The following is a 23,599-nucleotide window of genomic DNA, read 5'->3' on the forward strand; positions in this document are numbered from 1 at the left end:
CTGCCCTGCCCTGCCCGCGAACGGAAGGCACCGCCTAGGGTGACCGCGTGACGACCCGCCTCTCGGCCCGCGCCGCCATCGCCGCCCTCACCGACCCCGGCAGCTTCACCGAACTCCCCGCCCCGCCACGGGAGTCCCCCGACGACGGCCCCCTCGGCTGGACCGGCTACGACGCCTCCCGCGCCCGCGCCACCGCCCGCACCGGCGAGCAGGAGTCCGTCGTCACCGGCACCGCCCGCGTCGGGGGCCGCGAAGCCGCCGTCATCTCCTTCGAGTTCGGCTTCCTCGGCGGATCCCTCGGCGAACGCACCGGCGACCGTCTCGAAGCCGCCTACACCCACGCCCGCGCGCACGGCCTGCCCCTGGTGTCCCTGATCGCGACCGGCGGCTCCCGCATGCAGGAGGGGATGCTCGCGCTGAGCCAGCTCCAGCGCGTGGCCCGCCAGTGCGTGCTGACCCGGGCCGCCGGCCTCCCGCAGATCGCGGTACTGCGCGATCCCACCACCGGCGGCGGCTGGGCCACCCTCGGCGCGGGTGCCGACGTGGTGCTCGCGCTGCCCGGGGCGCAGGTCGGCTTCGCCGGGTCCCGGGTGCGCCCGGTGGACGCGGACCCGGCGGCCTACACCGCCGAGGGGCAGTACGCCGCCGGGCACGTCGACGCCGTGGTGCCCGCCGCGGAGCTCCCGGCGGTCCTCGGCGACTGGCTGCGGGTGCTGGCCGCGCCCCGCGCCACCGAGCCCGTCGAACCCCCGGCCGCGCTGGCCGGCGTCGCACCCCCGCAGAGCGGCTGGGACGCCGTCCGGCAGGCCCGGCACCCCGGGCGCCCGCGGGCCGGGGCGTACCTGGACGCGTACTTCGAGCTGCGGCTGCCGCTGCGCGGGGACCGGGCCGGCGCCGCCGACCCCGGCATGCTGTGCGGGATCGGCCTGCGCGCGGGCCGGGCGGTCGCGTACGCGGCCCAGTGCGGCACCGCCACCCGCCCGGCGGGCTACCGTACGGCGGCCCGCGTGATCCGCCTCGCGGACCGGCTCGGCATCCCGGTGCTCACCCTGGTGGACACCCCCGGCGCGGCCAACGACGCCGACGCCGAACGGGCGGGCGCCGGCCCGGCCATCGCCGACGCCTTCGCGGCGGTCGCGGCGGCCGGGGTCCCCGTGACCACCCTCCTCATCGGCGAGGGCGGCTCCGGCGGGGCGCTCGCCCTGGCCGCGCCCGGGAACACCTGGGTCACCCCGGACAGCTACTTCTCCGTCATCGCCCCGGAGCTCGCGGCGGCCATCCTCAAACGCCCCGCCGCGCAGGCGCCCGCCACCGCCGGCCAGCTGCGGATCCGCCCCCAGGACCTGGTGGCCCTGGGGGTGGCGCGCGGCGTGGTCGCCCCGGCGCCGGGCGTCCCGGGTGCGGCTAGAAGCGGCGCGGAAGCTTCACGTCCACCGCGTACAGGCGGGTGATCTGCTGCGGGAACTCGTTGTCGTCACTGGCCAGCAGCAGCCGGACCCGGCCGAGGCCGTCGTAGTCGGTGGCGACCATGCCCTCGATGTTGTCCACCAGCGGGTGGTTCTGCGGCAGCTTCGACGGGGCGCCGAGCGTCGGGCAGTCGTCGAAGTCGCCGATCGGCGTCTTGCGGGCGAGCCGCAGCCGGGGGCCCTCGGTCAGCGTCTCCGCCTTCGAGGTGTCGCTCGCGCCCAGCGGGTCGGCGACGTAGAGCCGGACGGTGATCGCGAACTGCTGCGTGAAGCCCCGCTCCAGCACGATCAGCCGGCCGTCGCGGGTCGGGGCGAGCTCGACCAGCCCGTGCCCCGCGTCGACCGGATAGGCGTACTGGCGGCCCAGTACGAACTCCCCGTTCCCGCGCCGCTCCCAGGTCTGGATCCGCTGGAGGGTGCGCCCCTGCGCGTCCTTGCCGTCCCCGGCGAGCGCGCCTTCGAGGCCCGCGACCAGGGTGCGGCCGCCCGGCAGCAGGGTGAGCGACTCGAAGGTCTGGTTCACCGTGGCCCGGCCCTGCGGCGCGATGCGGAAGGCGGGCGGGACCGGGAGGGTGGCGAGCACCCGGCCGGTGCGGCTGTAGCGGCGGATCGCGGGGGCCGTCTCGTCGGTGACGAGGTAGCTCCCGTCGCGGTCGACCACCAGCCCCTCCGAGTCCAGGACCGTCCCGGCACCGTCGGTGAGCGGCAGCCGCGAGGTGGCCGTGGCGGTCGGGGTGTTCCCGCGCGCCACCTTCAGCTCGTACAGGGCGGACCGGTCGGAGATCGCGGCGACGGCGCCGTTGCGGTCCAGGGCGAGGCCGGAGATGCCGCCGACGAGCTTGCCGTCGAGCAGGCTCTTGTCGAGGGAGTCGGAGTAGCCCGCGACGGACATGTACGGGGAGCAGGCCCGGGCCCGGCCCTCGGGCGCGGCGGCGTCGGGCGCCGTGGCCGCGACGGCCTGCGGGACGGATGCTCCGCAGAGCGCGGCGGTGGCCACCGCGGTGGTGACGAGCGTACGAAGGCGCATGGAGGCCTTCCTCCTGGTTCGGCTGGTACGGCGGGACCGCCCGCGTCGGCGAGGGCGGAAGACTGCCGAACTGTCATATGCCGGTTCGAAACAAAAGGGAAGGCGCGGCAACGGCAGCGCAACGAAACCGCCAACTCCCCGTCACACCCGCCCGGAACGGACGTCCCGGCGCCGGTCCGCGCCCGCGCCCGCGCCTACGCCTGCGGCGAGCGGGCGTCGTAGCGGGCGAAGGCGCGCCAGCGGGCGGCGAGCAGGCCCAGCACCAGCACGCAGGCGACACCGCCACCGGTGATCGCGACGGCCGGCGAGGCCAGGTCGGCGGTGGTCCCGGCGAGGAAGTCCCCGAGCCGGGGTCCGCCCGCGACGACCACGATGAACACGCCCTGGAGCCGGCCCCGCATCGCGTCCGGGGTCGCCGCCTGGAGCATCGTCGAACGGAACACCATCGAGATGGTGTCGGCGGCTCCGGCCAGCGCCAGGAAGAACAGCCCGAGCCACAGGTTCCGGGTCAGCCCGAAGACCGCGACGGCCAGCCCCCAACCGGCGACGGAGAGCAGGATCGCCAGCCCGTGCCGCCGGACGCGCCCCTGCCAGCCGGAGAACAGCCCGCCCAGCAGCGCCCCCACGGCCGGCGCGGCCACCAGCAGGCCGACCGTCTTGGCGTCACCGCCGTACCAGAGCACGGCGATCGCCGGGAACAGCGCCCTCGGCTGGGCCAGCACCATGGCGGCCAGGTCGGCGAAGAAGGTCATCCGGATGTTGGGCCGGGTGCCGAGGAAGCGCAGCCCGTCGAGCACCGAGGCCCGCCCCTTGCGCCCCTCCGGCAGCATCGACGGCAGCCGCCACATGGCGTACAGGGCCGCGACGAAGGTCACCGCGTCGATCAGGTACGCCGCCTGGTAGCCCCACCAGCCGACGATGAGTCCGCCCAGCACCGGGCCGGCCATCATCCCGGAGGTCATGGTGACGGAGTTCAGCGCGTTGGCGGCGGGCAGCTGCTCGGCGGGCAGCAGCCTCGGGATCATGGCCGACCGGGCGGGCCCGTTCAGCGCCCCGCAGACCGCCTGGAGCGCGACGACGGCGTACAGCAGCCAGACCCGGTGGTAGTCGAGCAGCGCGGCGGCGGCGAGCCCGACGGAGAGCACGGTGAGCCCCGTCGCGCTGTAGAGGCCGAGCTTGCGGCGGTCCACGGTGTCGGCGATGGCCCCGCCGTACAGGCCGAAGGCGACGAGCGGGACGAGCGAGAAGAGCCCGACCAGTCCGACCGAGAAGCTGGACCCGGTGATCTCGTAGACCTGGAGGGAGATGGCCAGGGCGGTCATCGCCTGGCCCATCCACGAGATGGTGCTGCCGACCCACAGCCGCCGGTAGTGGGCGGAGGCCCGCAGGGGGGTCAGGTCGGCGAATATGCGGCGTCGGGGGCGGGGAGGCGAGGCGGTACCGGTCACAGCGGATGATAACCAGCGGCCGGTCGGGCGCCCCTGGAGCGAGGTCGGCGTTCACACACCCGCAACGTCCTCCCCACCGGGATCCGACGCCCCAGCGGCGGGTCCGGCTTGCCGCTAACCCGCCACCGCCCTCGCATATTTGACCGAATCGGCGTGCCCGTCCGGCCTCCCGTTCGGCTCATGATGAAAGACTCGTATGTCCAGGGAGGCGTAGTGATCGAACCTGGCAACAGCACCACGAGCACCAGTGACACCGGCCACACGGGCCATGCCGGCCACCCGGCCCCCACCCATCTCACCAGCCCCGCGGGCCGAGGCCTGCGCACCATGGGCGGTGTCACCACCCCCCTCACGATCGGCGTCGAGGAGGAGTTCCTCCTCGTCGGCACCGACACCCTGCGGGTGGTCCCGGCCGCACCGCTCGTCCTCGCCACCGTCGCTGGGCTCCCCGCACAGGTGCACGCCGAGGGAACCCGCTACCAGGTGGAGATATCCACCCCGGTCGCCGACTCGGCGGCCACCCTGCGCGCGGAGCTCGCCGGCCTCCGGCGCACCCTCGCCGCGGCGGCCCGCGAACACGGCTGCCGGCTGCTGGCCGCCCCCTCGCCCGTCGTCGCCGTGCCGGGGCCGCTGCACCTGACCGACGACGAGCCCCGCCAGCGCGAGCAGCACCGCCGCTTCGGCGCCCTGACCGACACCCTGGTCAGCTGCGGCCGCCACGTCCACATCGGCACCCTCGACGTGGACACGGCCGTCGCCGTGTCGAACCGGGTCAGACCATGGCTGCCCACGCTGATCGCGCTGGCCGCCAACTCCCCCTTCTGGAACGGCCGCGACACCGGCCACGCCAGCTGGCGGGCCATGGCCTGGTCGGGCTGGCCCTCGGCGGGCCCGCCCCCGCACTTCACGTCCACGGCCCACTTCCGGCGCTCGGTACAGACCCTGCTCGGCTCCGGGGCGGCCCTGGACACCAAGATGGTCTACTGGGACCTCCGCCCCTCCGGGAACTGGCCCACGCTGGAGATCCGCGCGCCCGACATGTCCCCGGACATCGACACGGCCGTCCTCCAGGCCGAGCTGGGCCGCGCCCTGGTGGCCACGGCCCTGCGGGAGATCGCCGAACAGCGGCCCGAGCCGCCCGTACGGGACGAGGTGCTGCGCCTGGCGCGCTGGCGGGCGGCGCACGACGGGCTGGAGGGGTTCGGCCTGGACCCGTACACGGGCGCCGAACTCCCGGCGGCCGACCTGGCGGAGGCCCTGCTCGACCTGGTCGCCCCGGAACTGGCCGCCGCCGGCGACCTCGACCACGCGGCCAAGACCCTGGGCGGTCTGCTCCGCGACGGCTCGGGCGCGGCCCGCCAGCGCGCGGAGTTCGCCCGCCGCGGGGAGGTGACGGACGTCCTGCGGCTCCTGGTGGAGGAGACGGAGGCCTACTGACGCCCGGGGGAACCCGGCTCCGCCGCCGCGGGCGCCCACCGGCCCGCGGCCGCGGCGCGCCCGCGAGCGCCGGCGGCTCCGCGGCTCCGTCAGAGCCAGCCGCGCCGGGCGGCCCGCAGACCGGCCTCGAACCGGCTCGTCGCGTCGAGGCGCTCCATCAGCCCGGACATCTGGCGGCGCACCGTGCGCAGCGAGACCCCCAGGCGCTTGCCCGCGGCCTCGTCGGTCAGCCCGCAGGCCAGCAGTTTGAGGAGCTCGCGCTCACCGGCGGTGATCCCGTCCGCGTCGGCCCGCTCGCGGGCGGCGCCGAGCGGCGCCGCCGTCCCCCAGGTCTGCTCGAAGAGGGTGACGAGCGAGGCGACGATGCCGGGGGCCGTGCTGCACAGGGCGCCGAGACGGGAGTTCGCGGGGTCGATGGGGACCACCGCGGTGGCCCGGTCGAAGATCACCAGCCGGGGCGGCAGTACGGGGCTGGTGCGCACCTGGCCGCCCCGCTCGACGGTCCACAGCGCGTAGGCGAGGGTGGCCGGGTCGTTGCGGGCGCTGTCCTGGTAGACCACCCGCATGCCGACCTTCCGGGCGAGCGCGTCCTCGTCCAGCGGCCTCGACGCGTCCAGGCTCGCCTGCGACTGGGCGCCGCCGGGCATGATCGCCATGCACTCCCGGGTGAGCCCCCGGGCCAGTACCTCCAGCCGGGACTGGATGGCGTCGAGCCCCACCAGCCGCTCGGCGCCGTCGGTCTCCGTGTTCGGCCGCAGGACCGCGTACTCCGCGACGGCGCGCGCGGCGGCCGCCTTGCTCAGCGCCAGCTCCTGCTGGCGGCGGATCAGCTCCTCCTCCTGCCGGCGCAGGAGCAGCTCCAGCCCCGCCTCGGGACTGACGGTGCGCAGCCCGCCGGTGTTCTCGCGGGAGGCGGTGAGCAGTTCGAGGTCGACCAGCCGGTCCAGGGCCTCGCGCACCTGCTCCTCGCTCAGCCCGAGCCGCACCCCCATGCCGGCCACCCCACCGGCCGGATCCACGAGCATCTCCCGGTAGACGCCCTCGACGCGCGCGTCCAGCCCCAACGCTTCCAGCATGAAGTCAGCCCCCCGCACGAATCCGTCCCCGGAGCCATGCTCCCGAAGGCGGCTACACCGGATCCATACGCGGCACCAAGCTGTCAGTCACCTTGCTGCCACCCCCACCCCCTTCTGCCCACCCCCCGCACCCCTCAGGATGAACCCACCGCCCGCACCCCACCCCGGAGCCCACATGCCCCCACAGCCCCCCGCCCCCAGGGTCATCGGCTGGGACTGACCGTGCGTCCCGCTTCCCGCGCCGGACATGCGAAAGGCGGCCCCTCGGGGCCGCCTTATCGTTTCTGCACGCCGTATGCGCAAGGGTGGGGCGGGTGGGACTCGAACCCACGGCCGACGGATTATGAGTCCGCTGCTCTAACCGGCTGAGCTACCGCCCCTTTACGGCGTGGCGCGTACATGTGTGCGCGCCGTCTGCCGCAGCATAGCCGCTCATACGATCTCCTGCCTCGGATGCCCCGCATGATCGGCTACGCCTGTTCAGGGAGACCGCGCCGAAGGCTGCCCGGTTCCCGGATCAGGGCAAAAAGAAAGAGGACCCGCCAGGGTCCTCTTCTTCCTTGCTCCCCCGACTGGACTCGAACCAGTAACCTGCCGGTTAACAGCCGGCTGCTCTGCCAATTGAGCTACAGGGGACCGCGCTCCCCCGACTGGACTCGAACCAGTAACCTGCCGGTTAACAGCCGGCTGCTCTGCCAATTGAGCTACAGGGGATTGCTGCGGTGCACCGAACAGCCCACCTCCGGCCTGGCCGGGGGGCGACTGCCCGTTGCGAGTCATAGATTAGCGCAAGCAGGGGGGTGCTCCGCCAATCGGTATCCAGAGCGGGCCGGGCACCACACGACGAAGGGTGACAGCCATGCGGTACAAGGTCACGTTCGCGGTCGGACTGGCCCTCGGGTACGTGCTCGGGACCCGGGCCGGACGCGAGCGGTACGAGCAGCTGCGGAAATCCGCGCGGCAGATCGCGCAGAACCCGGCGGTGCGCAACGCCGCCGAGACCGCCGGGCAGAGCGGGCGCGCCTTCGCGGGCAAGGCGTTCGCGGTGGTGGGCGACAAGGTCGGGGACGCCGTTCCGGACTCGCTGGCCGAGCGGGTGCGGGTGCTGCGCGGCAGGGCGGGCGGGGCCCCCGAGGACGAGTGGGGCACCAGCAACACCTGAGAGCGGTTCCGGACGCGATGAGTCCGGCCCGGCGTGCGGCAGAATTCACCCCATGGGGATAGTCGCCGGGCTGGACAGCTCTTCCACCTTCACTCGCATCGTGGTCTGTGACACGGAGACGGGCGCCGTGCTGCGCCAGGGCTACGCGCCCCATCCACCGTCCGCGGGTGAGACCCTCCCCCACGAAACCGATCCGCAGGCCTGGCTGCTCTCCCTCGGCGAAGCCGCCGGCGGCGGGCTGCTGGAGGGCGTCCAGGCCATCGGCGTCTCCGCGCAGCAGCACGGCGTGCTGCCGCTGGACGCGCAGGGCGCGCTGGTCCGGCCCGCGCTGGTCGGCAACGACAAGCGCGGGCAGGTCGCCGCCGCCGAGCTGATCGACGCGCTCGGGGGGCGCAAGGCCTGGGTCGCCGCGGTGGGCTCGGTCCCGCACTCCGCGCAGCCGGTCGCGAAGCTGGCCTGGCTGGCCCGTACCGAGCCGGAGGCCGCGCGCCGGGTCGCGGTGGTGATGTCCCCGCACGACTGGCTCGTCTGGCAGCTGCTCGGCCGGCCCGCCCGCCGCACCACCGACCGCGCCGGGGCGTCCGGCACCGGGTACTGGTCGGCGGCCACCGGCTCCTACCGTCCCGACCTGGTCGAGCTGGCGCTCGGGCACCAGGCGCTGCTGCCCGAGGTGCTCGGCCCCGCCGACGCCGCCGGGATGACCCCCGAGGGCCTGCTGATATCGGCCGGGACCGGGGAGACCATGGCAGCCGCGCTCGGGCTGGGCCTGGGGCCGGGCGACGCGGTGGTCTCGCTGGGCGCGTCCGGGTCGGTGATGGCCGTGCACCACGAGGCGCTGTCGGAGCCGGGCGGGCTGATCACCTCGCTGGCCGACGCGGGCGGCATGCACCTGCCGGTGGTGAACACCTCCAACGCCGTACGGGCCCTGCGCGGCACCGCCGAACTGCTGGGCACCGACCTGGAGGGGCTGAGCGCGCTCGCGCTGAAGTCGACCCCGGGTGCCCACGGCCTCGTCCTGCTCCCCTACCTGGAGGGCGAGCGGACCCCGAACCTGCCGCACGCGGCCGGGACCCTGTCCGGGCTGCGCCGGGACTCGATGAAGCCCGAGCACCTGGCGCGGGCCGCCTTCGAGGGCATGCTCTGCGGGCTGGTGGACGCCCTCGACGTGCTCCGGCACCGGGGGGTGCCGATCCGGCGGGTGTTCCTGCTGGGCGCGGCGGCCGAGCTGCCCGCCGTACAGGCCGCCGCTCCGGGGCTGTTCGGGACGCAGGTCGTCGTACCGGCACCGGCGGACTACGCGGCGCTCGGCGCGGCCCGTCAGGCGGCCTGGGCGCTCGGGGTGCAGCAGGGCACGCTGCCCGCGCACACCCCGCCGGTCTGGCCGGCCGCCGCGGCGCAGGTGTTCGAGCCGGGCGAGGAGTTCCCGGCCTGGCAGGCCGTGCGCCAGCAGTACGTGACCACCCGTGAGCAGCTCCACCCGGGGGCCTTCCAGGCGTAGGGGCTCGCACGGGGGCGCCGCACGCCCGGCGCAGGGTGGGGCGCGGGACGCAGGGGGGCCTACTCCTTTTGACCGGGCTTTGCGAAAACGGGTGGGGATCACCCCACCGGTTGGCAGAAGATGGACTGAACCCCCTCGATCATGCCGACCGGAGCCTGCGCGTGCTCATACGACTTTTGCGGACCCATCTCGGTCCGTACCGGAAACCGATCGCCGCACTGGTGCTGCTGCAGCTGCTGCAGACCAGTGCGAGCCTCTACCTGCCCACCCTCAACGCCGACATCATCGACCGCGGTGTCGTCAACGGTGACACCGGTTACATCCTGCGCTCCGGCGCCCTGATGCTCGGTGTCTCGCTCGTCCAGCTCCTGTGCAACGTCGGGGCCGTCTACTACGGCGCCCGTACCGCGGCCTCGCTCGGCCGCGACGTCCGGGCCGCCGTCTTCGACCGGGTGCAGAGCTTCTCCGCCCGCGAGCTGGGCCAGTTCGGCGCACCGTCGCTGATCACCCGGACGACGAACGACGTCCAGCAGGTCCAGATGCTGGTCCTGATGACCTTCACGCTGATGGTCTCGGCGCCGATCATGTGCGTCGGCGGCATCGTGATGGCCCTCTCGCTCGACGTGCAGCTCTCGGGCGTCTTGCTCGCGGTGGTGCCCACGCTCGGCCTGGCGGTCGGCGCGATCGTCTACAAGACGCGACCGCTGTTCCGTCAGATGCAGGAGCGCCTGGACACCGTGAACCGGGTGCTGCGCGAGCAGATCACCGGCAACCGCGTGATCCGGGCCTTCGTCCGCGACGAGTACGAGGAGGGGCGGTTCCGCACCGCCAACGCCGACCTGACGGGCGTCTCCCTGGCCTCGGGCAAGCTGCTCGCGCTGATGTTCCCGGCCGTCATCGTCGTCGTGAACGTCTCCAGCGTGGCCGTCATCTGGTTCGGCGCGATGCGCGTGGACAGCGGCGGCATGGAGATCGGCCAGCTGACGGCCTTCCTCGCCTACCTGATGCAGATCGTCATGTCCGTGATGATGGCCACCTTCATGTTCATGATGGTGCCGCGCGCCGAGGTCTGCGCCGAGCGCATCCAGGAGGTCCTGGACACCGAGACCAGCGTCGTGCCGCCGGCGGATCCGGTACGCAAGCTGCTGCGCCGCGGTCAGCTGGAACTGCGCGGCGCCGACTTCCGCTACCCGGGGGCCGAGGTCCCGGTGCTGCGCGGGGTGGACCTGGTGGCCCGCCCCGGCGAGATCACCGCCGTGATCGGCTCCACGGGCAGCGGCAAGTCCACGCTGCTCGGCCTGGTGCCCCGGCTGTTCGACGCGACCGGCGGCGACGTCCTCGTAGACGGTGAGGACGTACGCCGCCTCGACCCGGAGCTGCTGGCCCGGACGGTCGGCATGGTTCCGCAGAAGCCGTACCTCTTCTCCGGGACCGTCGCCTCGAACCTGCGCTACGGGCGCCCGGACGCGACCGACGAGGAACTGTGGCGCGCCTTGGAGGTGGCCCAGGCCAAGGACTTCGTGTCGGCACTGGACGGCGGGCTCGACGCGCCCGTCACCCAGGGCGGTACGAACGTCTCCGGTGGCCAGCGCCAGCGCCTGGCCATCGCCCGCACCCTGGTGCAGCGGCCCGAGATCTACCTGTTCGACGACTCCTTCTCCGCCCTGGACTACGCGACGGACGCGGCGCTGCGCTCGGCGCTCGCCCGCGAGACCGAGGAGGCGACGGTGGTGATCGTGGCCCAGCGGGTCTCGACGATCCGCGATGCCGACCGGATCATCGTCCTGGACGAGGGTCAGGTGGTGGGCGAGGGCCGGCACCACGAACTGATGGCCGGAAACGAGACCTACCGGGAGATCGTGCTCTCCCAGCTGACGGAGGCGGAGGCCGCATGAGCGGGCCCGGAGGACGGATGATGGCGGGCCCGGTCCAGAGGTCCATGGACTTCAAGGGCTCGGGCAAGCGGCTGCTGCGCCAGCTGGCGTACGACCGGGCCAAGCTGTGGGGCATGGTCGCGGCCGTGGTCGGCAGCGTGGGCTGTGCGGTGGTCGGGCCGAAGATCCTCGGCGAGGCCACCGACCTGGTGTTCGGCGGGATCGTCGGCCGGCAGATGCCGGCCGGGCTGACCAAGGAGCAGGCCCTGGAGGGGCTGCGCGCCAAGGGTCAGGGCGGGATGGCGGACATGCTGTCCGGCCTCGACTTCACCCCGGGCGAGGGCATCGACTTCGGCGCCGTCGGCGTCGTGGCGCTCTGGGCGCTGGTGACGTTCACGCTGGCGGGCCTGCTGATGCTGGTGGCGACGCGGCTGTCGAACCACGTGATGAACGGCACCGTGTACCGGCTGCGCGAGGAGCTCCAGGCGAAGCTGTCGCGGCTGCCGCTGTCGTACTTCGACCAGCAGAAGCGCGGCGAGGTGCTGAGCCGGGCGACGAACGACATCGACAACATCGGGCAGACGCTCCAGCAGACGATGGGGCAGCTGCTCAACTCGCTGCTGACGATCGTCGGCGTGCTGGTGATGATGTTCTGGATCTCGCCGCTGCTCGCGCTGGTCGCGGTGGCGACCGTACCGGTGTCGGTGGTGATCGCGGCGAAGATCGGCAAGAAGTCGCAGCCGCAGTTCGTGGCGCAGTGGAAGAGCACCGGCGCACTGAACGCCCACATCGAGGAGATGTATTCCGGCCACACGCTGGTGAAGGTGTTCGGGCGGCAGAAGGAGTCCGCGGCGGTCTTCGCCGAGCAGAACGAGGAGCTGTACCGGGCCTCGTTCAAGGCGCAGCTGGTCAGCGGCATCATGCAGCCGGTGATGTTCTTCGTCTCGAACATCAACTACGTGCTGATCGCGGTCGTCGGCGGCCTGCGGGTGGCCTCGGGCACCCTGTCGATCGGTGACGTGCAGGCCTTCATCCAGTACTCGCGGCAGTTCTCGATGCCGCTGACGCAGGTGGCCTCGATGGCGAACCTCGTGCAGTCCGGCGTCGCCTCGGCGGAGCGGGTGTACGAGCTGCTGGACGCGGCGGAGCAGGAGCCGGACGCGGAGGTTCCGGAGCGTCCGGAGGTGCTGCGCGGCCAGGTGACGCTGGACAAGGTGGCGTTCCGCTACGAGCCCGACAAGCCGCTCATCGAGAACCTCTCGCTGAGCGTGGAGCCGGGCCAGACCGTCGCGATCGTCGGGCCGACCGGCGCGGGCAAGACCACGCTGGTCAACCTGCTGATGCGGTTCTACGAGGTCACGGGCGGCGAGATCGCCCTGGACGGGGTGGACATCGCCAAGATGACCCGCGAGGAACTGCGCGGCGGGATCGGCATGGTGCTCCAGGACACCTGGCTGTTCGGCGGGACCATCGCGGAGAACATCGCCTACGGCGCCTCGCGCGAGGTCACCCGCGAGGAGATCGAGGAGGCCGCGCGGGCGGCGCACGCCGACCGCTTCATACGCACCCTGCCGGACGGCTACGACACGGTGCTGGACGACGAGGGCGCGGGCGTCAGCGCGGGCGAGAAGCAGCTGATCACCATCGCCCGGGCGTTCCTGTCGGACCCGGTGATCCTGGTCCTCGACGAGGCGACGAGCTCGGTGGACACCCGTACCGAGGTGCTGATCCAGAAGGCGATGGCGCGCCTGGCGCACGGCCGCACGTCCTTCGTGATCGCCCACCGGCTGTCGACGATCCGCGACGCGGACGTGATCCTGGTGATGGAGAACGGCTCGATCGTGGAGCAGGGCACGCACGAGGAGCTGCTGTCCTCGGACGGCGCGTACGCGCGGCTGTACGCGGCGCAGTTCGCGCAGGCGGTGGCCGAGGTCGACTAGGCCTCGGGCCTCGGGCGGCACGACGGGCTGGGGGGCGCCTTGCGGGGCGCCCCCTTCCGTGTGTCCGGGCGGGTCCGGGGGCTGCGGCGCGTCAGTCGAGGTAGCCGCGCAGCTGGTCGGCGAAGGCGTGGTCGCGCAGCTTGTTGAGGGTCTTGGACTCGATCTGGCGGATCCGCTCGCGGGTCACGCCGAAGATCCGGCCGATCTCCTCCAGGGTGCGCGGGCGGCCGTCGGCGAGTCCGTAGCGGAGCTGGACGACCTTGCGTTCGCGTTCGCCGAGGGTGGAGAGCACGGCTTCCAGGTGTTCGCGGAGCAGGAAGAACGCGGCGGACTCCACGGGGGAGGCGGCGTCGCCGTCCTCGATGAGGTCGCCGAGGGCGACGTCGTCCTCCTCGCCGACCGGCGCGTGCAGGGAGACCGGCTCCTGGGCGAGGCGGAGCACCTCCAGCACCCGCTCGGGGGTGAGTTCGAGGTGGACGGCGACCTCTTCGGCGGTGGGCTCGTACCCGCGTTCCTGGAGCATCCGGCGCTGGACGCGGATGACGCGGTTGATCAGCTCGACGACGTGGACGGGGACGCGGATGGTGCGGGCCTGGTCGGCCAGCGCCCGGGACATCGCCTGCCGGATCCACCAGGTGGCGTAGGTGGAGAACTTGTAGCCGCGGGCGTAGTCGAACTTCTCGACGGCCCGGATCAGGCCGAGGTTTCCCTCCTGGACCAGGTCCAGCATGGTGAGTCCGCGCCCGACGTAGCGCTTGGCGACGGAGACGACCAGGCGCAGGTTCGACTCGATGAGCCGGCGCTTGGCCATCCTGCCCATGACGACGAGCCGGTCGAGGTCCACGGCGAGCTGGGAGTCGAGGTCGTCCGCGCCGGCGAGCTTCTCCTCGGCGAACAGGCCGGCTTCCACACGGCGCGCGAGGTCGACCTCCTCGGCGGCGGTGAGCAGCGGGATCCTGCCGATCTCGCGCAGGTACTGGCGGAAGAGGTCGGCGGAGGGCCCGGCCGCCCCGGCCGCGTCCGCGGCGCGGGCGCGCTGCGCGGGGACCTGCTCGATCAGCTCGACGACTTCGGGTTCGTCGTCGCCCGCGGCGTCGGCGGCCGCGTCAGCGGCGGGGTCGGGCGCTTGGTCGTCCGCTGCTTGGTCCGCTGCTTCGTCCACGGCCTCGTCCGCTGCTTCGTCCGCTGCTTCGTCCTCCGGGAAGAGCGCGGTCCCGGCGGGGTGGCTCACGTTCACGGTCAGGGTCTGGGTCTGCACGGGGGCGACCTCCAGGGCTGGCGAGGACTCGAGCACCGCACCTCAGTGTGGGGTACGACACATCGCCGCCACGAGGGGCGTGCGAGCACTTTCTGAGTCCGGTGCGTGACCGGATGGTTACCCCCCGGCGGCAACCCCGATGCGGATCGGACGCATGTCCGAGATGATCGACATCATGTCTTCGTACGGAACCCACGAAACCCACGTGACGGTCCGCTGCCCGGACGCCGCGGAGCTGGACCGTCTCGAATCCTGGGCCGGGGCACGGGAGTTGACGATCACGCATCTCGTGTCCGCCCGGGGCAGACCGGGCGCGCAGCCGATGCTGACCCTGCCCGACCGCACGGGCCACGAGCGGCTGGTGCCGCAGCTGAGGGCGGCGGGTTTCGACCCGGTGCGGGTGACGATCGAGACGGTGCCCTGGAGCACGGAGCCCGCGGGGCCGGGCGGGGGCTACTTCGAACACCGCCTGGAGCTGCTGCTGCCGGCCGGCTACGACCACGCGGTGCTGGAGGGCCTGGTGCGCCTGCACGGGGCCCACGTGTCGTGGAACGCCCGCCGCGTGCCGCCGGGCCCCGGCGGGCACCAGGAGCGCTACGTCACCCAGCGGGTCCGCAGCTCCGCCTCGCGGGCGACGGCGGCCTGCGACACGCTGATAGCGGAGCTGGTGGCGGCGGGCTACGAGATCCGCTCGGAGGAGCGCGAACTCGTCCTGTACGACAGCGACCTGTCGGCGGAGGCGGACACGGACGGGGAGGGGGCGGACGGGGAGGGGGCGGACGGGGAGGGGACCTAGGCCATCCAGAAGAAGACGGCCGTCATCCGTTTGTCCTCCAGGGTCGTGCCCCAGTATCCGGTCGCGCTGTGGATCAGATGGGCGGAGTAGAGCAGGAGGCGGTTGTAGCGGTGGGGGACGCGGACGTCCTCGGTGAAGGAGTCCTCCGGGACGAAGCGGGTGCCGAGGGCGTCGACCAGGTTGTTGTGCGGGGCGAGGACCTGGTTGCCGCCGAGGACTCCGCCCGGCAGGCTCTGGCGGTAGAAGCTGGTACCGCAGTCCATGGGCGTGTCCGGACTCAGGTAGAGCACGGCCGCGTAGCGGCACAGGGTGCGGGAGTCGGTGTGCGGGCGGGGCTCGCACTCGTCCTTGCCGACGACCTGGACGCAGTTGTGGTTGAAGGTGCCCGCGCCCGCCGGGTCCTGCGCCCAGATCCGCCCCGCTCCGGTGGCCTGCCGCACCAGCCGCTCCACCCGGGCCAGTTCGGCCGGCTCCAGCCCGGGCATGGCCCGCAGCCCGGGCCAGGGTTCGGGCCTGTGCGGCGCCCCCTGGACCCAGTCCTCCTTGGCCAGGCAGCGGGCCCGCACGGCGTCCGGGTCGGGCAGTACGTCGTCCAGCACCCAGTAGTCGCGGCCGCGGGTCGGCTTGCGGTACGGAAGCACCGGAAGGCCGCGGGAGGCCTGGGGCTGCGCGGGGCGAAAGACCATGGCGGGAACGGTAGTTCGGGCGGGTTGACCGCTCGCCAAAGCGGCGGCCAAGACTCCGGCAAGAGATGGTCTCGGCCGCCCGACGGCCGGGGCTACTGGCCGGTGAGGTACTTCACGGTCAGGCCGGCCGTCCAGCCGCCGTCCACGGCCAGCTCGGCGCCGGTCATGTACCCGGCGGCGTCCGAGAGCAGGAAGGCGACGGCCGCGGCTATCTCCTCGGGGACCCCGACCCTTCCGAGCGGGGCTCCGGGGTAGTTGCCCTCGCCGGCCTGGATGCCGACCGGGGCCGTCATCGGGGTCAGCGTCATGCCCGGGTGGACGGAGTTCACCCGGATCCGCGCCTCGGCGAGTTCCACGGCGCCGATCTTCGACAGGCCGCGCACCGCCCACTTGGAGGCGCCGTACCCGGCGGTGAGGGCCAGGCCGGTGAGCCCGGCGGCGGAGGAGATGTTGACGATGGAACCGCCGCCGCTCTGCCGGAGCAGCGGGATCGCCGCCTTGATGCCGATGAACACGCCGACCAGATTGATCTCGACGACCCGGCGGAAGTGCTCGACGCTCTCGTGCTCCAGGAACTGGCCGGTGGATATCCCGGCGTTGTTGACGAGCCCGTCGATCCGGCCGAACTCGGCGACGGCGTACTCCAGGGCCGCCCGCCATTCGTCCTCGCTGGTCACGTCGTGCCGCAGGAAGCGGGCCGCGTCGCCGAGCCCGGCCGCGGTCGCGGCACCCTCCTCCTCCAGCACGTCGGTGATCAGCACCCGGCCGCCACCGTCGACGACCGTCCGCGCCATCGCCGCACCGAGGCCGCGGGCCCCACCGGTGATGACGACGACCTTGCCGCTCAGATCCACAACAGCCACGGTTCCACGCCCCTGCCGTACAGATAGGTATATGACTAATCGGCATAAGCCGATCGCGGCGTCAGTCTGCCAGAGCCCCCAGGGCGCGCGACACCCCCTCCTCCTTCGGGCCGAGGAAAGTGGGATCCGGGCGGAACGCCGCCTCCAGGGCCGCCTTGCCCGCCGCGAACACCTCACGGACCCCGCCGTAGTACCAGGTGGCGTCGTGCTCGTCGGCGACCCCGACCCCGTACGCGTCCAGCCCCGCCGCCCGGCACAGGGCCACCGCCCGGTGTATGTGGAACCCCTGGCTCACCAGCACCGCCCGGCGCACCCCGAAGATCTCCCGGGCGCGCACGCACGAGTCCCAGGTGTCGAAGCCGGCGAAGTCGCTGACCACCTTGTCGTCCGGCACCCCGTGCCCCGTGAGGTAGGTGCGCATCGCGTCGGGCTCGTCGTACTCCGTGCGGCCGTTGTCCCCCGTGACCAGGACCACCTTCACCTTGCCGGTGCGGTACAGCTCCACGGCCGCGTCCAGCCGGGCGGCCAGGTACGGGGTCGGGCGGCCCTTCCACAGGCCCGCCCCGAACACCACCGCCACCCCCGCGTCGGGCGCGCGGGCCGTGCTCCGCAGCCGCCCGTCGGCCGCCGCGTGGGTCCACGCCGAGGGCAGCAGCGCCAGCACGCACAGCCCCATCACGGTCTGGACGGCCCGCCGCCGCGCCCGCACCGTACGCCACCGCCCCGTACGCCACCGCGCCGTCCGCCACCGCCCCGTACCCGGCTCGCCCGCCACCGGCTCGCCGCCCCGCCCGTCCCCCGTGACCTGCCCGGACTTCCCCATGACCGCCCCCTCGCTCCACACACCGTTCGCACGGATTGACGAACCACCCGGCCCCGCCAGTTCCGTCCGCCCCGCCTTTCACTCGTACGAATGAGCGAGTGAGCGGGGCGGAAACGACCCGTCACCCCTGCGCAACGCCACCGCAACCTCCACCGCGCAGGATCGGTCCATGACGGAGCCGGTGCACCCTCCCGAAAGCCATCCCCTCCCCTTCGGCGGCGCGGCCGAGCTGCTGACCCGGATCACCGACCAGCTCGGCAGCCAGCTCAGCGGAGTGCGCCCGCCCCGCGCCCGGCACCACGGAGACCGCCCATGCAGCCCACCCTCGTCGCCGTGGCCCACGGCAGCCGCGACCCCCGCGCCCCGCACGCCTCCCTCGCCCTCCTCGAACGGGTCCGCGAGCTCCGCCCGCGCCTCGACGTGCGCCTCGGCCACATCGAGCTGAACCGGCCCCTGCTCGGCGAGGCCCTGGGCGGGGCCCGCGGTGCGGCGGTGCTCGTACCGCTGCTGCTCGGCCGGGGCACCCACGTCAAGCGGGACCTGCCCGCCGCCGCGGCCCGGGCCGGCCACCTGCGGGTCCGGATCGCGGCCCCGCTCGGCCCCCACCCGCTGCTGGTGGAGGCCCTGTCCGAGCGGCTCCTGGAGGCCGGCTGGACTCCGGGCACGGCCGTGGTGCTGGCCGCCGCGGGGTCGCGCGATCCGGACGCGGCCGCCGACACCCGCCGCACCGCCGCCCTGCTCTCCGAACGCCTCGGAGCGGCGGCGGTGGTCCCCGCCTACGCCTCCGCGACCGCCCCCTCCGTACCGGACGCCGTCCGCGCCCTGGCCGCCCGGGGCCACCACCGGGTCGCCGTGGCCTCGTACTTCGCCGCCCCGGGCCGCTTCTCCGCCGCGTGCGCCGCCGCCGCGCCCGGCCCGGCCGCCGCCCCGCTCGGCGACCACCCGGCGCTGGCCCGGCTGGTCCTGCGGCGCTACGACGAGGCCCTCGCACGCGGCGCCGGCGGGCGCCGGGAACTGGCCACCGCATAAAGGCTGTGTTCGTTCGGATTGCTCGGATTGTCGGTGACTGCGGTTAACGTCTGAGCATGGAAGGCACCGCGCACGCTCCCGCCTACGACTCCTACGACCCCTCAGCCACCGAGCGCTGGGCCCCCGAGCCCGACAAGCGACCCGGCCGCACCGCCTTCCAGCGCGACCGCGCCCGCGTGCTGCACTCCGCCGCGCTGCGCCGGCTCGCCGGGAAGACCCAGGTCGTCACCCCGGGCACCCGCTCCTACGACTGGGACGCGAGCCCCCGTACCCGGCTGACCCACTCCCTGGAGTGCGCGCAGGTCGGCCGGGAGCTCGGCGCGGCCCTCGGCTGCGACCCCGACCTGGTCGAGGCGGCCTGCCTCTCCCACGACATGGGCCACCCCCCGTTCGGGCACAACGGCGAGGAAGCCCTCAACGAGTTCGCCAAGGACTGCGGCGGCTTCGAGGGCAACGCCCAGTCGCTGCGGCTGCTGACCCGGCTGGAGCCCAAGCGGTTCGTCACCGGCCCGGACGGCGGGACCCTGATGAGCGTCGGCCTCAACCTCACCCGCGCCTGCCTCGACGCCGCCACCAAGTACCCCTGGGCGCGCGGGGACCACCCCACCGATCCCGCTTCGGTGAAGTTCGGCGCCTACGAGGACGACCTGCCGGTCTTCGACTGGCTGCGCCGCGGCGCCCCCGCCGACCGCAAGTGCTTCGAGGCCCAGGTCATGGACTGGGCGGACGACGTCGCCTACTCGGTGCACGACTTCGAGGACGGTCTGCACGCCGGGCACCTCGACCCCAACCTGCTCTTCGCCGAGCCCGAGCGGGCCGCGATCTGGCAGGTCGCCATCGGCCGCTACGTGCCCGCCGGCACCGCCCCCGAGGAACTGCGCGAAGCCCTGGACCGTTTGATGGAACAGGACTGGTGGCCGCACGGGTACGACGGCTCGGCCGTGGCCCAGGCCCGCCTGAAGGACGCCACGAGCCAGCTCATCGGCCGCTTCTGCCTGGCCGCCGAGGGCGCCACCCGCGAGGCGTTCGGCACCGGCCGCCTCACCCGGTACGAGGCCGAGCTGGTGGTGCCGCGCGAGGCGCGCAACGAATGCGCCGTCCTCAAGGCGGTCGCCGACCTGTACGTGATGCAGCGCGACGAACAGGAGCGGCTGCGCGCGGACCAGCGCGTCGTCCTGACCGAACTCGCCGAGGCCCTCAGTGCCCGCGCGCCCGAGGGGCTCGACCCCCAGTTCAGGGCCATCTTCGACGCCGCGCCCGACGACAAGGCGCGCAAGCGGGCGGTGGTCGACCAGATCGCGTGCCTGACCGACTCCTCGGCCCGCTCCCTGCACGCCCGTCTCACCAGACGCGGACGACGCGCCGAAGGGTGAGCCGATCGGGCCATCCCCCCTTCACGCGGCAGGCTCGGTGCGGGACGCTCGCATGTGGTCGCATGTGACGAAGAGGTTATGAGGAGGCATCAGGTGGTCGACGCACACCAGACGTTCATCATCGTCGGCGCAGGGCTCGCCGGGGCGAAAGCCGCCGAGACGCTGAGGGCGGAGGGGTTCACGGGGCGGGTGATCCTGATCGGGGACGAGCGCGAGCATCCGTACGAGCGGCCACCGCTGTCCAAGGGCTACCTGGTGGGCAAGGACGACCGCGACAGCGTCTTCGTCCACGAACCGTCCTGGTATGCCGGAGCCGAGATCGAGCTCCACCTCGGGCAGCCCGCGGTGCACCTGGACCGCGAGGCCAAGACGGTCCGCCTCGGCGACGGCACCCTGCTGCACTACGACAAGCTCCTGCTGGCCACCGGCGCCGAGCCGCGCCGCCTGGACGTGCCCGGGACGGGCCTCGCCGGGGTGCACCACCTGCGGCGCCTCGCGCACGCCGAGCGGCTGCGGGGCGTCCTGGCCGCCCTGGGCCGGGACAACGGCCACCTGCTGATCGCGGGCGCGGGCTGGATCGGCCTGGAGGTCGCGGCGGCGGCCCGCGAGTACGGGGCCGAGGTCACCGTCGTCGAACCGGAGGCCACCCCGCTGCACGCGGTGCTCGGCCCGGAGGTGGGCCGGCTCTTCACCGACCTGCACGCCGCGCACGGGGTCCGCTTCCACTTCGGGGCCCGCCTCACCGAGATCGTCGGGCACGACGGCATGGTGCTGGCCGCCCGTACCGAGGACGGCGAGGAGCACCCGGCGCACGCGGTGCTCGCCGCGATCGGCGCCGCCCCCCGGACCGCGCTCGCCGAGACCTCCGGGCTGGCCCTGGTCGACCGGGAGCACGGCGGCGGGATCGCGGTCGACGAGTCCCTGCGCACCTCCGACCCGGACGTCTTCGCCGCCGGGGACGTGGCCGCCGCCCACCACCCCTGGATCGGGTCCCGGCTGCGCGTGGAGCACTGGGCCAACGCCCTCAACGGCGGCCCGGCCGCCGCGCGGGCGATGCTCGGGCAGGAAGTCAGCTACGACCGGGTCCCGTACTTCTTCTCCGACCAGTACGACGTCGGCCTGGAGTACTCGGGCTACGCCCCGGCCGGGAGCTACGACCAGGTACTGATCCGCGGGGACGTGGGCAAGCGGGAGTTCATCGCCTTCTGGCTCTCCGAGGGCCGGGTGCTGGCCGGGATGAACGTCAATGTGTGGGACGTCACGGAGCACATCCAGGCCCTGATCAGGTCGGGGCGCACGGTGAACGCCGACCAGCTCACGGACCCGGAGGTTCCGCTCGACTCGCTGCTCGCCGCCCAGGGGGGCTGACCGCACTGTCCGCGCACGGCCGTAGACTTCACGGGTGGCTGGACGGATCAACGACGACGACGTGAAGGCGGTACGGGACGCGGTCCCGATCGACGCCGTGGTCTCCGAGTACCTCCAGCTGCGCAACGCGGGCGGCGGCAACCTCAAGGGCCTGTGCCCCTTCCACGACGAGAAGTCCCCGTCCTTCCAGGTCAGCCCGAGCAAGGGTTTCTACCACTGCTTCGGCTGCCAGGCGGGCGGGGACACCCTCGACTTCATCATGAAGATCGACCACCTCTCCTTCTCGGAGGCGGTCGAGCGGCTGGCCGGACAGGCCGGCATCACCCTGCGGTACGAGGAGGGCGGCTACACCGCCGGCACCAGCGGCCGCGGCGAGCGCATCCGCCTGGTCGAGGCCCACAAGGCGGCGGCCCTCTTCTACGCGGAGCAGCTCGGCGGGGCCGAGGCGGAGATCGGCCGCCGCTTCCTGGCGGAGCGCGGCTTCGATCAGGCGGCGGCGGAGCACTTCAGCGTGGGCTACAGCCCGGCCGGATGGGACCACCTGACCCGGTTCCTGCGCGGCAAGGGCTTCAGCGACAAGGAGCTGATCCTCTCCGGCCTGGCTCAGGACAGCCGCAGCGGCAAGCCCATCGACCGCTTCCGCGGCCGTCTCATGTGGCCCATCCGCGACATCAGCGGCGAGGTCGTCGGCTTCGGCGCGCGCAAGCTGCGCGACGACGACAACGGGCCGAAGTACCTGAACACCCCCGAGACGGCGATCTACAAGAAGTCCCAGGTGCTCTACGGCATCGACCTGGCCAAGAAGGAGATCGCGAAGACCTCCCGGGCCGTGGTCGTCGAGGGCTACACCGATGTCATGGCCTGCCACCTGGCCGGGGTCACCACCGCGATCGCCACCTGTGGCACCGCCTTCGGCGGGGACCACATCAAGATCCTCCGCCGGCTGCTGATGGACAACGCGACCGCCGAGGTGATCTTCACGTTCGACGGGGACGCGGCCGGACAGAAGGCGGCCCTGCGCGCTTTCGAGGACGACCAGAAGTTCGCCGCGGAGACCTCCATCACCATCGCCCCCGGCGGCATGGACCCCTGCGACCTGCGCCTCGCGCAGGGCGACGCGGCGGTGTCCGGGCTGGTGGACGCCCGTACCCCGCTGTTCGAGTTCGCGCTGCGGCACATCGTGGCCCGGCACAACCTGGAGAACCCGGCGGGGCGCGCGGCCGCGCTGGCCGAGGCGGCGCCGGTCGTCGCCAGCATCAAGGACCTCTCGATCCAGCACGAGTCGGCGGTCCAGCTCGCCGGGATGCTGGGCATCCTCGACGAGCAGTTCGTCGTCAAGCGGGTGGCCCAGCTGGCCCGCTGGGCCCGCGAGCGCGGCAACCAGCCGCAGCAGCAGGGCCGGGCCCGCCAGCAGGAGCCGGCCCCGGCGCCCCCGGCACCGAACGGCGGCGGACCCGCGCTGAACCTGCGCAGCCCGGCCCACCGCACCGAGCGCGAGCTCCTCAAGCTGGCGCTCCAGCGCCCGGCCCTGGTCTCCCCCGCCTTCGACGCGTACGGGATCGACGAGTTCACCGCCCCGCCGTACGCGGCGGTCCGCCAGGCCATCCAGGACGCCGGCGGCGCCGCGCAGGGCACCGACGACTACCTGGCCCGGGTGCGCGAGGCCGCACCGAACGACACCGTCCGCGCGATGGTCACGGAGCTGGCGGTGGAGGCGATCCACGCCAAGACGGTGGACGAGATCTACGCGGGCGTCCAGCTCGTCCAGGTCCGCCTGCGCGCCGTCGACCGGCGGGTCCTGGAGATCCAGGGCACCATGACCCGGCTGAGCCCGCAGGCGCCGCCGGAGCAGCACGCGGCGGTCCAGCAGGAGCTGTGGGTCCTCCAGCAGTACGGCCGGCGGCTGCGCAACCGCGGCGCCGAGGGCCTCTAGGAACTCCCGGCCCCGGCGCGGCGGTGCCAGTCGCCGCCGGGTATCTCGGTGCCCGATCGCGCGAGGCGGCCGGCCAGCGGGGCGGCGGCCAGGTAGACCCAGGCGCGGACGCGGACGCCGTCGGGGCGGACGGCCACCCGGGCGAGCCGGTCGTAGAGGTTGTCCGGGCGGCCCGGGCCGCGGTACTCCTCCAGCCGGTCCAGCGCGGTCAGCAGCTCCCCGTACGCCTGCGGCGACGCGGTGATCAGCTCCCCGGCGACGGCGGAGCCGGGCCGCTCGACCGCGTACGGGTACCCCGGGCCCTCGTAGAGCACCGCGCCGGGCAGCGACGCGGGCTCCTCGGCCGTCGTGCGGCCGCGCAGGAACAGGTCGTGGTTGACCTCCCCCGGCCGCAGCGTCCCGTACACGAAGAACGGCAGCTGGGCCGGTTCCGGCCGTTCGACCGATGTCACGGAGCCCTCCCCTCGACTACGACTGGCTGTGCACGGCCCGGGTCCAAGGTCCCGTCCCGGCCGCGCACCCCCACCGTACGCACCGCTGTT

At 73.4% G+C, this 23,599-nt stretch carries 19 protein-coding genes and 3 tRNA genes; 11 read left to right on the top strand and 11 right to left on the bottom strand.

The features are described 5' to 3' along the window. Positions 1–47 precede the first annotated feature (47 nt). Positions 48–1,451 carry a carboxyl transferase domain-containing protein gene (locus ACGFXC_RS09650; RefSeq protein WP_393711204.1) on the top strand — a complete coding sequence of 468 codons (1,404 nt, stop codon included), beginning with the start codon at positions 48–50 and terminating at the stop codon, positions 1,449–1,451. Here ACGFXC_RS09650 and ACGFXC_RS09655 read toward each other — a convergent pair. After that, complete coding sequence (locus ACGFXC_RS09655; protein ID WP_393711205.1) at positions 1,405–2,493, bottom strand: esterase-like activity of phytase family protein; 1,089 nt, start codon at positions 2,491–2,493, stop codon at positions 1,405–1,407. The genes ACGFXC_RS09650 and ACGFXC_RS09655 overlap by 47 nt on opposite strands. A 194-nt stretch (positions 2,494–2,687) precedes the next feature. Continuing rightward, positions 2,688–3,941: an MFS transporter gene (locus ACGFXC_RS09660; RefSeq protein WP_393711206.1), complete on the bottom strand. Its 1,254-nt coding sequence runs from the start codon at positions 3,939–3,941 to the stop codon at positions 2,688–2,690. 213 nt (positions 3,942–4,154) lie between these two features. On the opposite strand from ACGFXC_RS09660, the gene ACGFXC_RS09665 reads away from it, so the two are divergent. Further along, positions 4,155–5,378: a glutamate--cysteine ligase gene (locus ACGFXC_RS09665; protein WP_393711207.1), complete on the top strand. Its 1,224-nt coding sequence runs from the start codon at positions 4,155–4,157 to the stop codon at positions 5,376–5,378. 89 nt (positions 5,379–5,467) lie between these two features. On the opposite strand, the gene ACGFXC_RS09670 is transcribed toward ACGFXC_RS09665, so the two are convergent. From ACGFXC_RS09670 to ACGFXC_RS09685, 4 genes are all read right to left on the bottom strand, one after another. Then, positions 5,468–6,454, bottom strand: a complete 987-nt coding sequence (locus tag ACGFXC_RS09670; protein WP_393711208.1) for a LuxR C-terminal-related transcriptional regulator — start codon at positions 6,452–6,454, stop codon at positions 5,468–5,470. A 306-nt stretch (positions 6,455–6,760) separates the two neighbouring features. Further along, positions 6,761–6,834: transfer RNA gene (locus tag ACGFXC_RS09675), tRNA-Ile, on the bottom strand. A gap of 183 nt (positions 6,835–7,017) precedes the next feature. Beyond that, positions 7,018–7,090, bottom strand: a tRNA-Asn gene (locus ACGFXC_RS09680). Positions 7,091–7,095: 5 nt separating this feature from the next. Beyond that, positions 7,096–7,168, bottom strand: a tRNA-Asn gene (locus ACGFXC_RS09685). A gap of 145 nt (positions 7,169–7,313) precedes the next feature. On the opposite strand from ACGFXC_RS09685, the gene ACGFXC_RS09690 reads away from it, so the two are divergent. The 4 genes from ACGFXC_RS09690 to ACGFXC_RS09705 all read left to right on the top strand — a co-directional run bounded on the left by ACGFXC_RS09690 (position 7,314) and on the right by ACGFXC_RS09705 (position 12,928). Next, entirely contained in the window at positions 7,314–7,616 is a 303-nt protein-coding gene (locus ACGFXC_RS09690) for a YtxH domain-containing protein (protein ID WP_393711210.1), read from the top strand. A gap of 52 nt (positions 7,617–7,668) precedes the next feature. After that, a complete protein-coding gene (locus tag ACGFXC_RS09695) occupies positions 7,669–9,114 on the top strand; it encodes an FGGY family carbohydrate kinase (protein ID WP_393711212.1) in 1,446 nt (481 codons plus the stop codon). A gap of 161 nt (positions 9,115–9,275) precedes the next feature. After that, positions 9,276–11,009, top strand: coding sequence for an ABC transporter ATP-binding protein (locus ACGFXC_RS09700; RefSeq protein WP_393711214.1), 1,734 nt, complete (start codon positions 9,276–9,278; stop codon positions 11,007–11,009). After that, positions 11,006–12,928, top strand: coding sequence for an ABC transporter ATP-binding protein (locus tag ACGFXC_RS09705; RefSeq protein WP_393711216.1), 1,923 nt, complete (start codon positions 11,006–11,008; stop codon positions 12,926–12,928). The genes ACGFXC_RS09700 and ACGFXC_RS09705 overlap by 4 nt, the downstream gene beginning before the upstream one ends. Before the next feature lie 91 nt (positions 12,929–13,019). Here ACGFXC_RS09705 and ACGFXC_RS09710 read toward each other — a convergent pair whose 3' ends face one another. Beyond that, positions 13,020–14,222 (bottom strand): RNA polymerase sigma factor, encoded by a 1,203-nt coding sequence (locus tag ACGFXC_RS09710; protein ID WP_393711218.1) that lies wholly within the window; start codon positions 14,220–14,222, stop codon positions 13,020–13,022. A 118-nt stretch (positions 14,223–14,340) separates the two neighbouring features. Here ACGFXC_RS09710 and ACGFXC_RS09715 point away from each other — a divergent pair, with 118 nt between their 5' ends. Next, the gene (locus ACGFXC_RS09715) at positions 14,341–14,982 is read left to right on the top strand and encodes a hypothetical protein (protein ID WP_393711220.1); all 642 of its coding nucleotides are present in this window, start codon (positions 14,341–14,343) and stop codon (positions 14,980–14,982) included. On the opposite strand, the gene ACGFXC_RS09720 is transcribed toward ACGFXC_RS09715, so the two are convergent. From ACGFXC_RS09720 to ACGFXC_RS09730, 3 genes are all read right to left on the bottom strand, one after another. After that, a complete protein-coding gene (locus ACGFXC_RS09720) occupies positions 14,979–15,668 on the bottom strand; it encodes a DUF6445 family protein (RefSeq protein WP_393711222.1) in 690 nt (229 codons plus the stop codon). The genes ACGFXC_RS09715 and ACGFXC_RS09720 overlap by 4 nt on opposite strands. Positions 15,669–15,760: 92 nt before the next feature. Continuing rightward, positions 15,761–16,531, bottom strand: coding sequence for a glucose 1-dehydrogenase (locus ACGFXC_RS09725; RefSeq protein ID WP_393711224.1), 771 nt, complete (start codon positions 16,529–16,531; stop codon positions 15,761–15,763). Between the two features lie 61 nt (positions 16,532–16,592). Beyond that, positions 16,593–17,354, bottom strand: coding sequence for a vancomycin high temperature exclusion protein (locus ACGFXC_RS09730; RefSeq protein WP_393711226.1), 762 nt, complete (start codon positions 17,352–17,354; stop codon positions 16,593–16,595). Between the two features lie 312 nt (positions 17,355–17,666). Here ACGFXC_RS09730 and ACGFXC_RS09735 point away from each other — a divergent pair, with 312 nt between their 5' ends. The 4 genes from ACGFXC_RS09735 (at position 17,667) to dnaG (ending at position 23,057) form a co-directional block, all read left to right on the top strand. Then, a complete protein-coding gene (locus ACGFXC_RS09735; RefSeq protein WP_393711228.1) occupies positions 17,667–18,383 on the top strand; it encodes a sirohydrochlorin chelatase in 717 nt (238 codons plus the stop codon). Positions 18,384–18,439: 56 nt separating this feature from the next. Then, positions 18,440–19,756 carry a deoxyguanosinetriphosphate triphosphohydrolase gene (locus ACGFXC_RS09740; protein ID WP_393711230.1) on the top strand — a complete coding sequence of 439 codons (1,317 nt, stop codon included), beginning with the start codon at positions 18,440–18,442 and terminating at the stop codon, positions 19,754–19,756. Between the two features lie 93 nt (positions 19,757–19,849). Next, positions 19,850–21,124, top strand: a complete 1,275-nt coding sequence (locus tag ACGFXC_RS09745) for an NAD(P)/FAD-dependent oxidoreductase (RefSeq protein ID WP_393711232.1) — start codon at positions 19,850–19,852, stop codon at positions 21,122–21,124. Positions 21,125–21,158: 34 nt separating this feature from the next. Further along, positions 21,159–23,057, top strand: coding sequence for a DNA primase (gene dnaG / locus ACGFXC_RS09750; RefSeq protein ID WP_393711234.1), 1,899 nt, complete (start codon positions 21,159–21,161; stop codon positions 23,055–23,057). Here dnaG and ACGFXC_RS09755 read toward each other — a convergent pair. Further along, on the bottom strand, positions 23,054–23,509 hold the full coding sequence (locus tag ACGFXC_RS09755) for a gamma-glutamylcyclotransferase family protein (protein WP_393711236.1): 456 nt from the start codon (positions 23,507–23,509) through the stop codon (positions 23,054–23,056). The genes dnaG and ACGFXC_RS09755 overlap by 4 nt on opposite strands. Between the last annotated feature and the right edge of the window lie 90 nt (positions 23,510–23,599).

Origin of the sequence: Streptomyces sp. NPDC048507 (genome assembly GCF_043199995.1) — a bacterium.
In the GTDB taxonomy this organism is placed as follows: Bacteria; Actinomycetota; Actinomycetes; order Streptomycetales; family Streptomycetaceae; genus Streptomyces.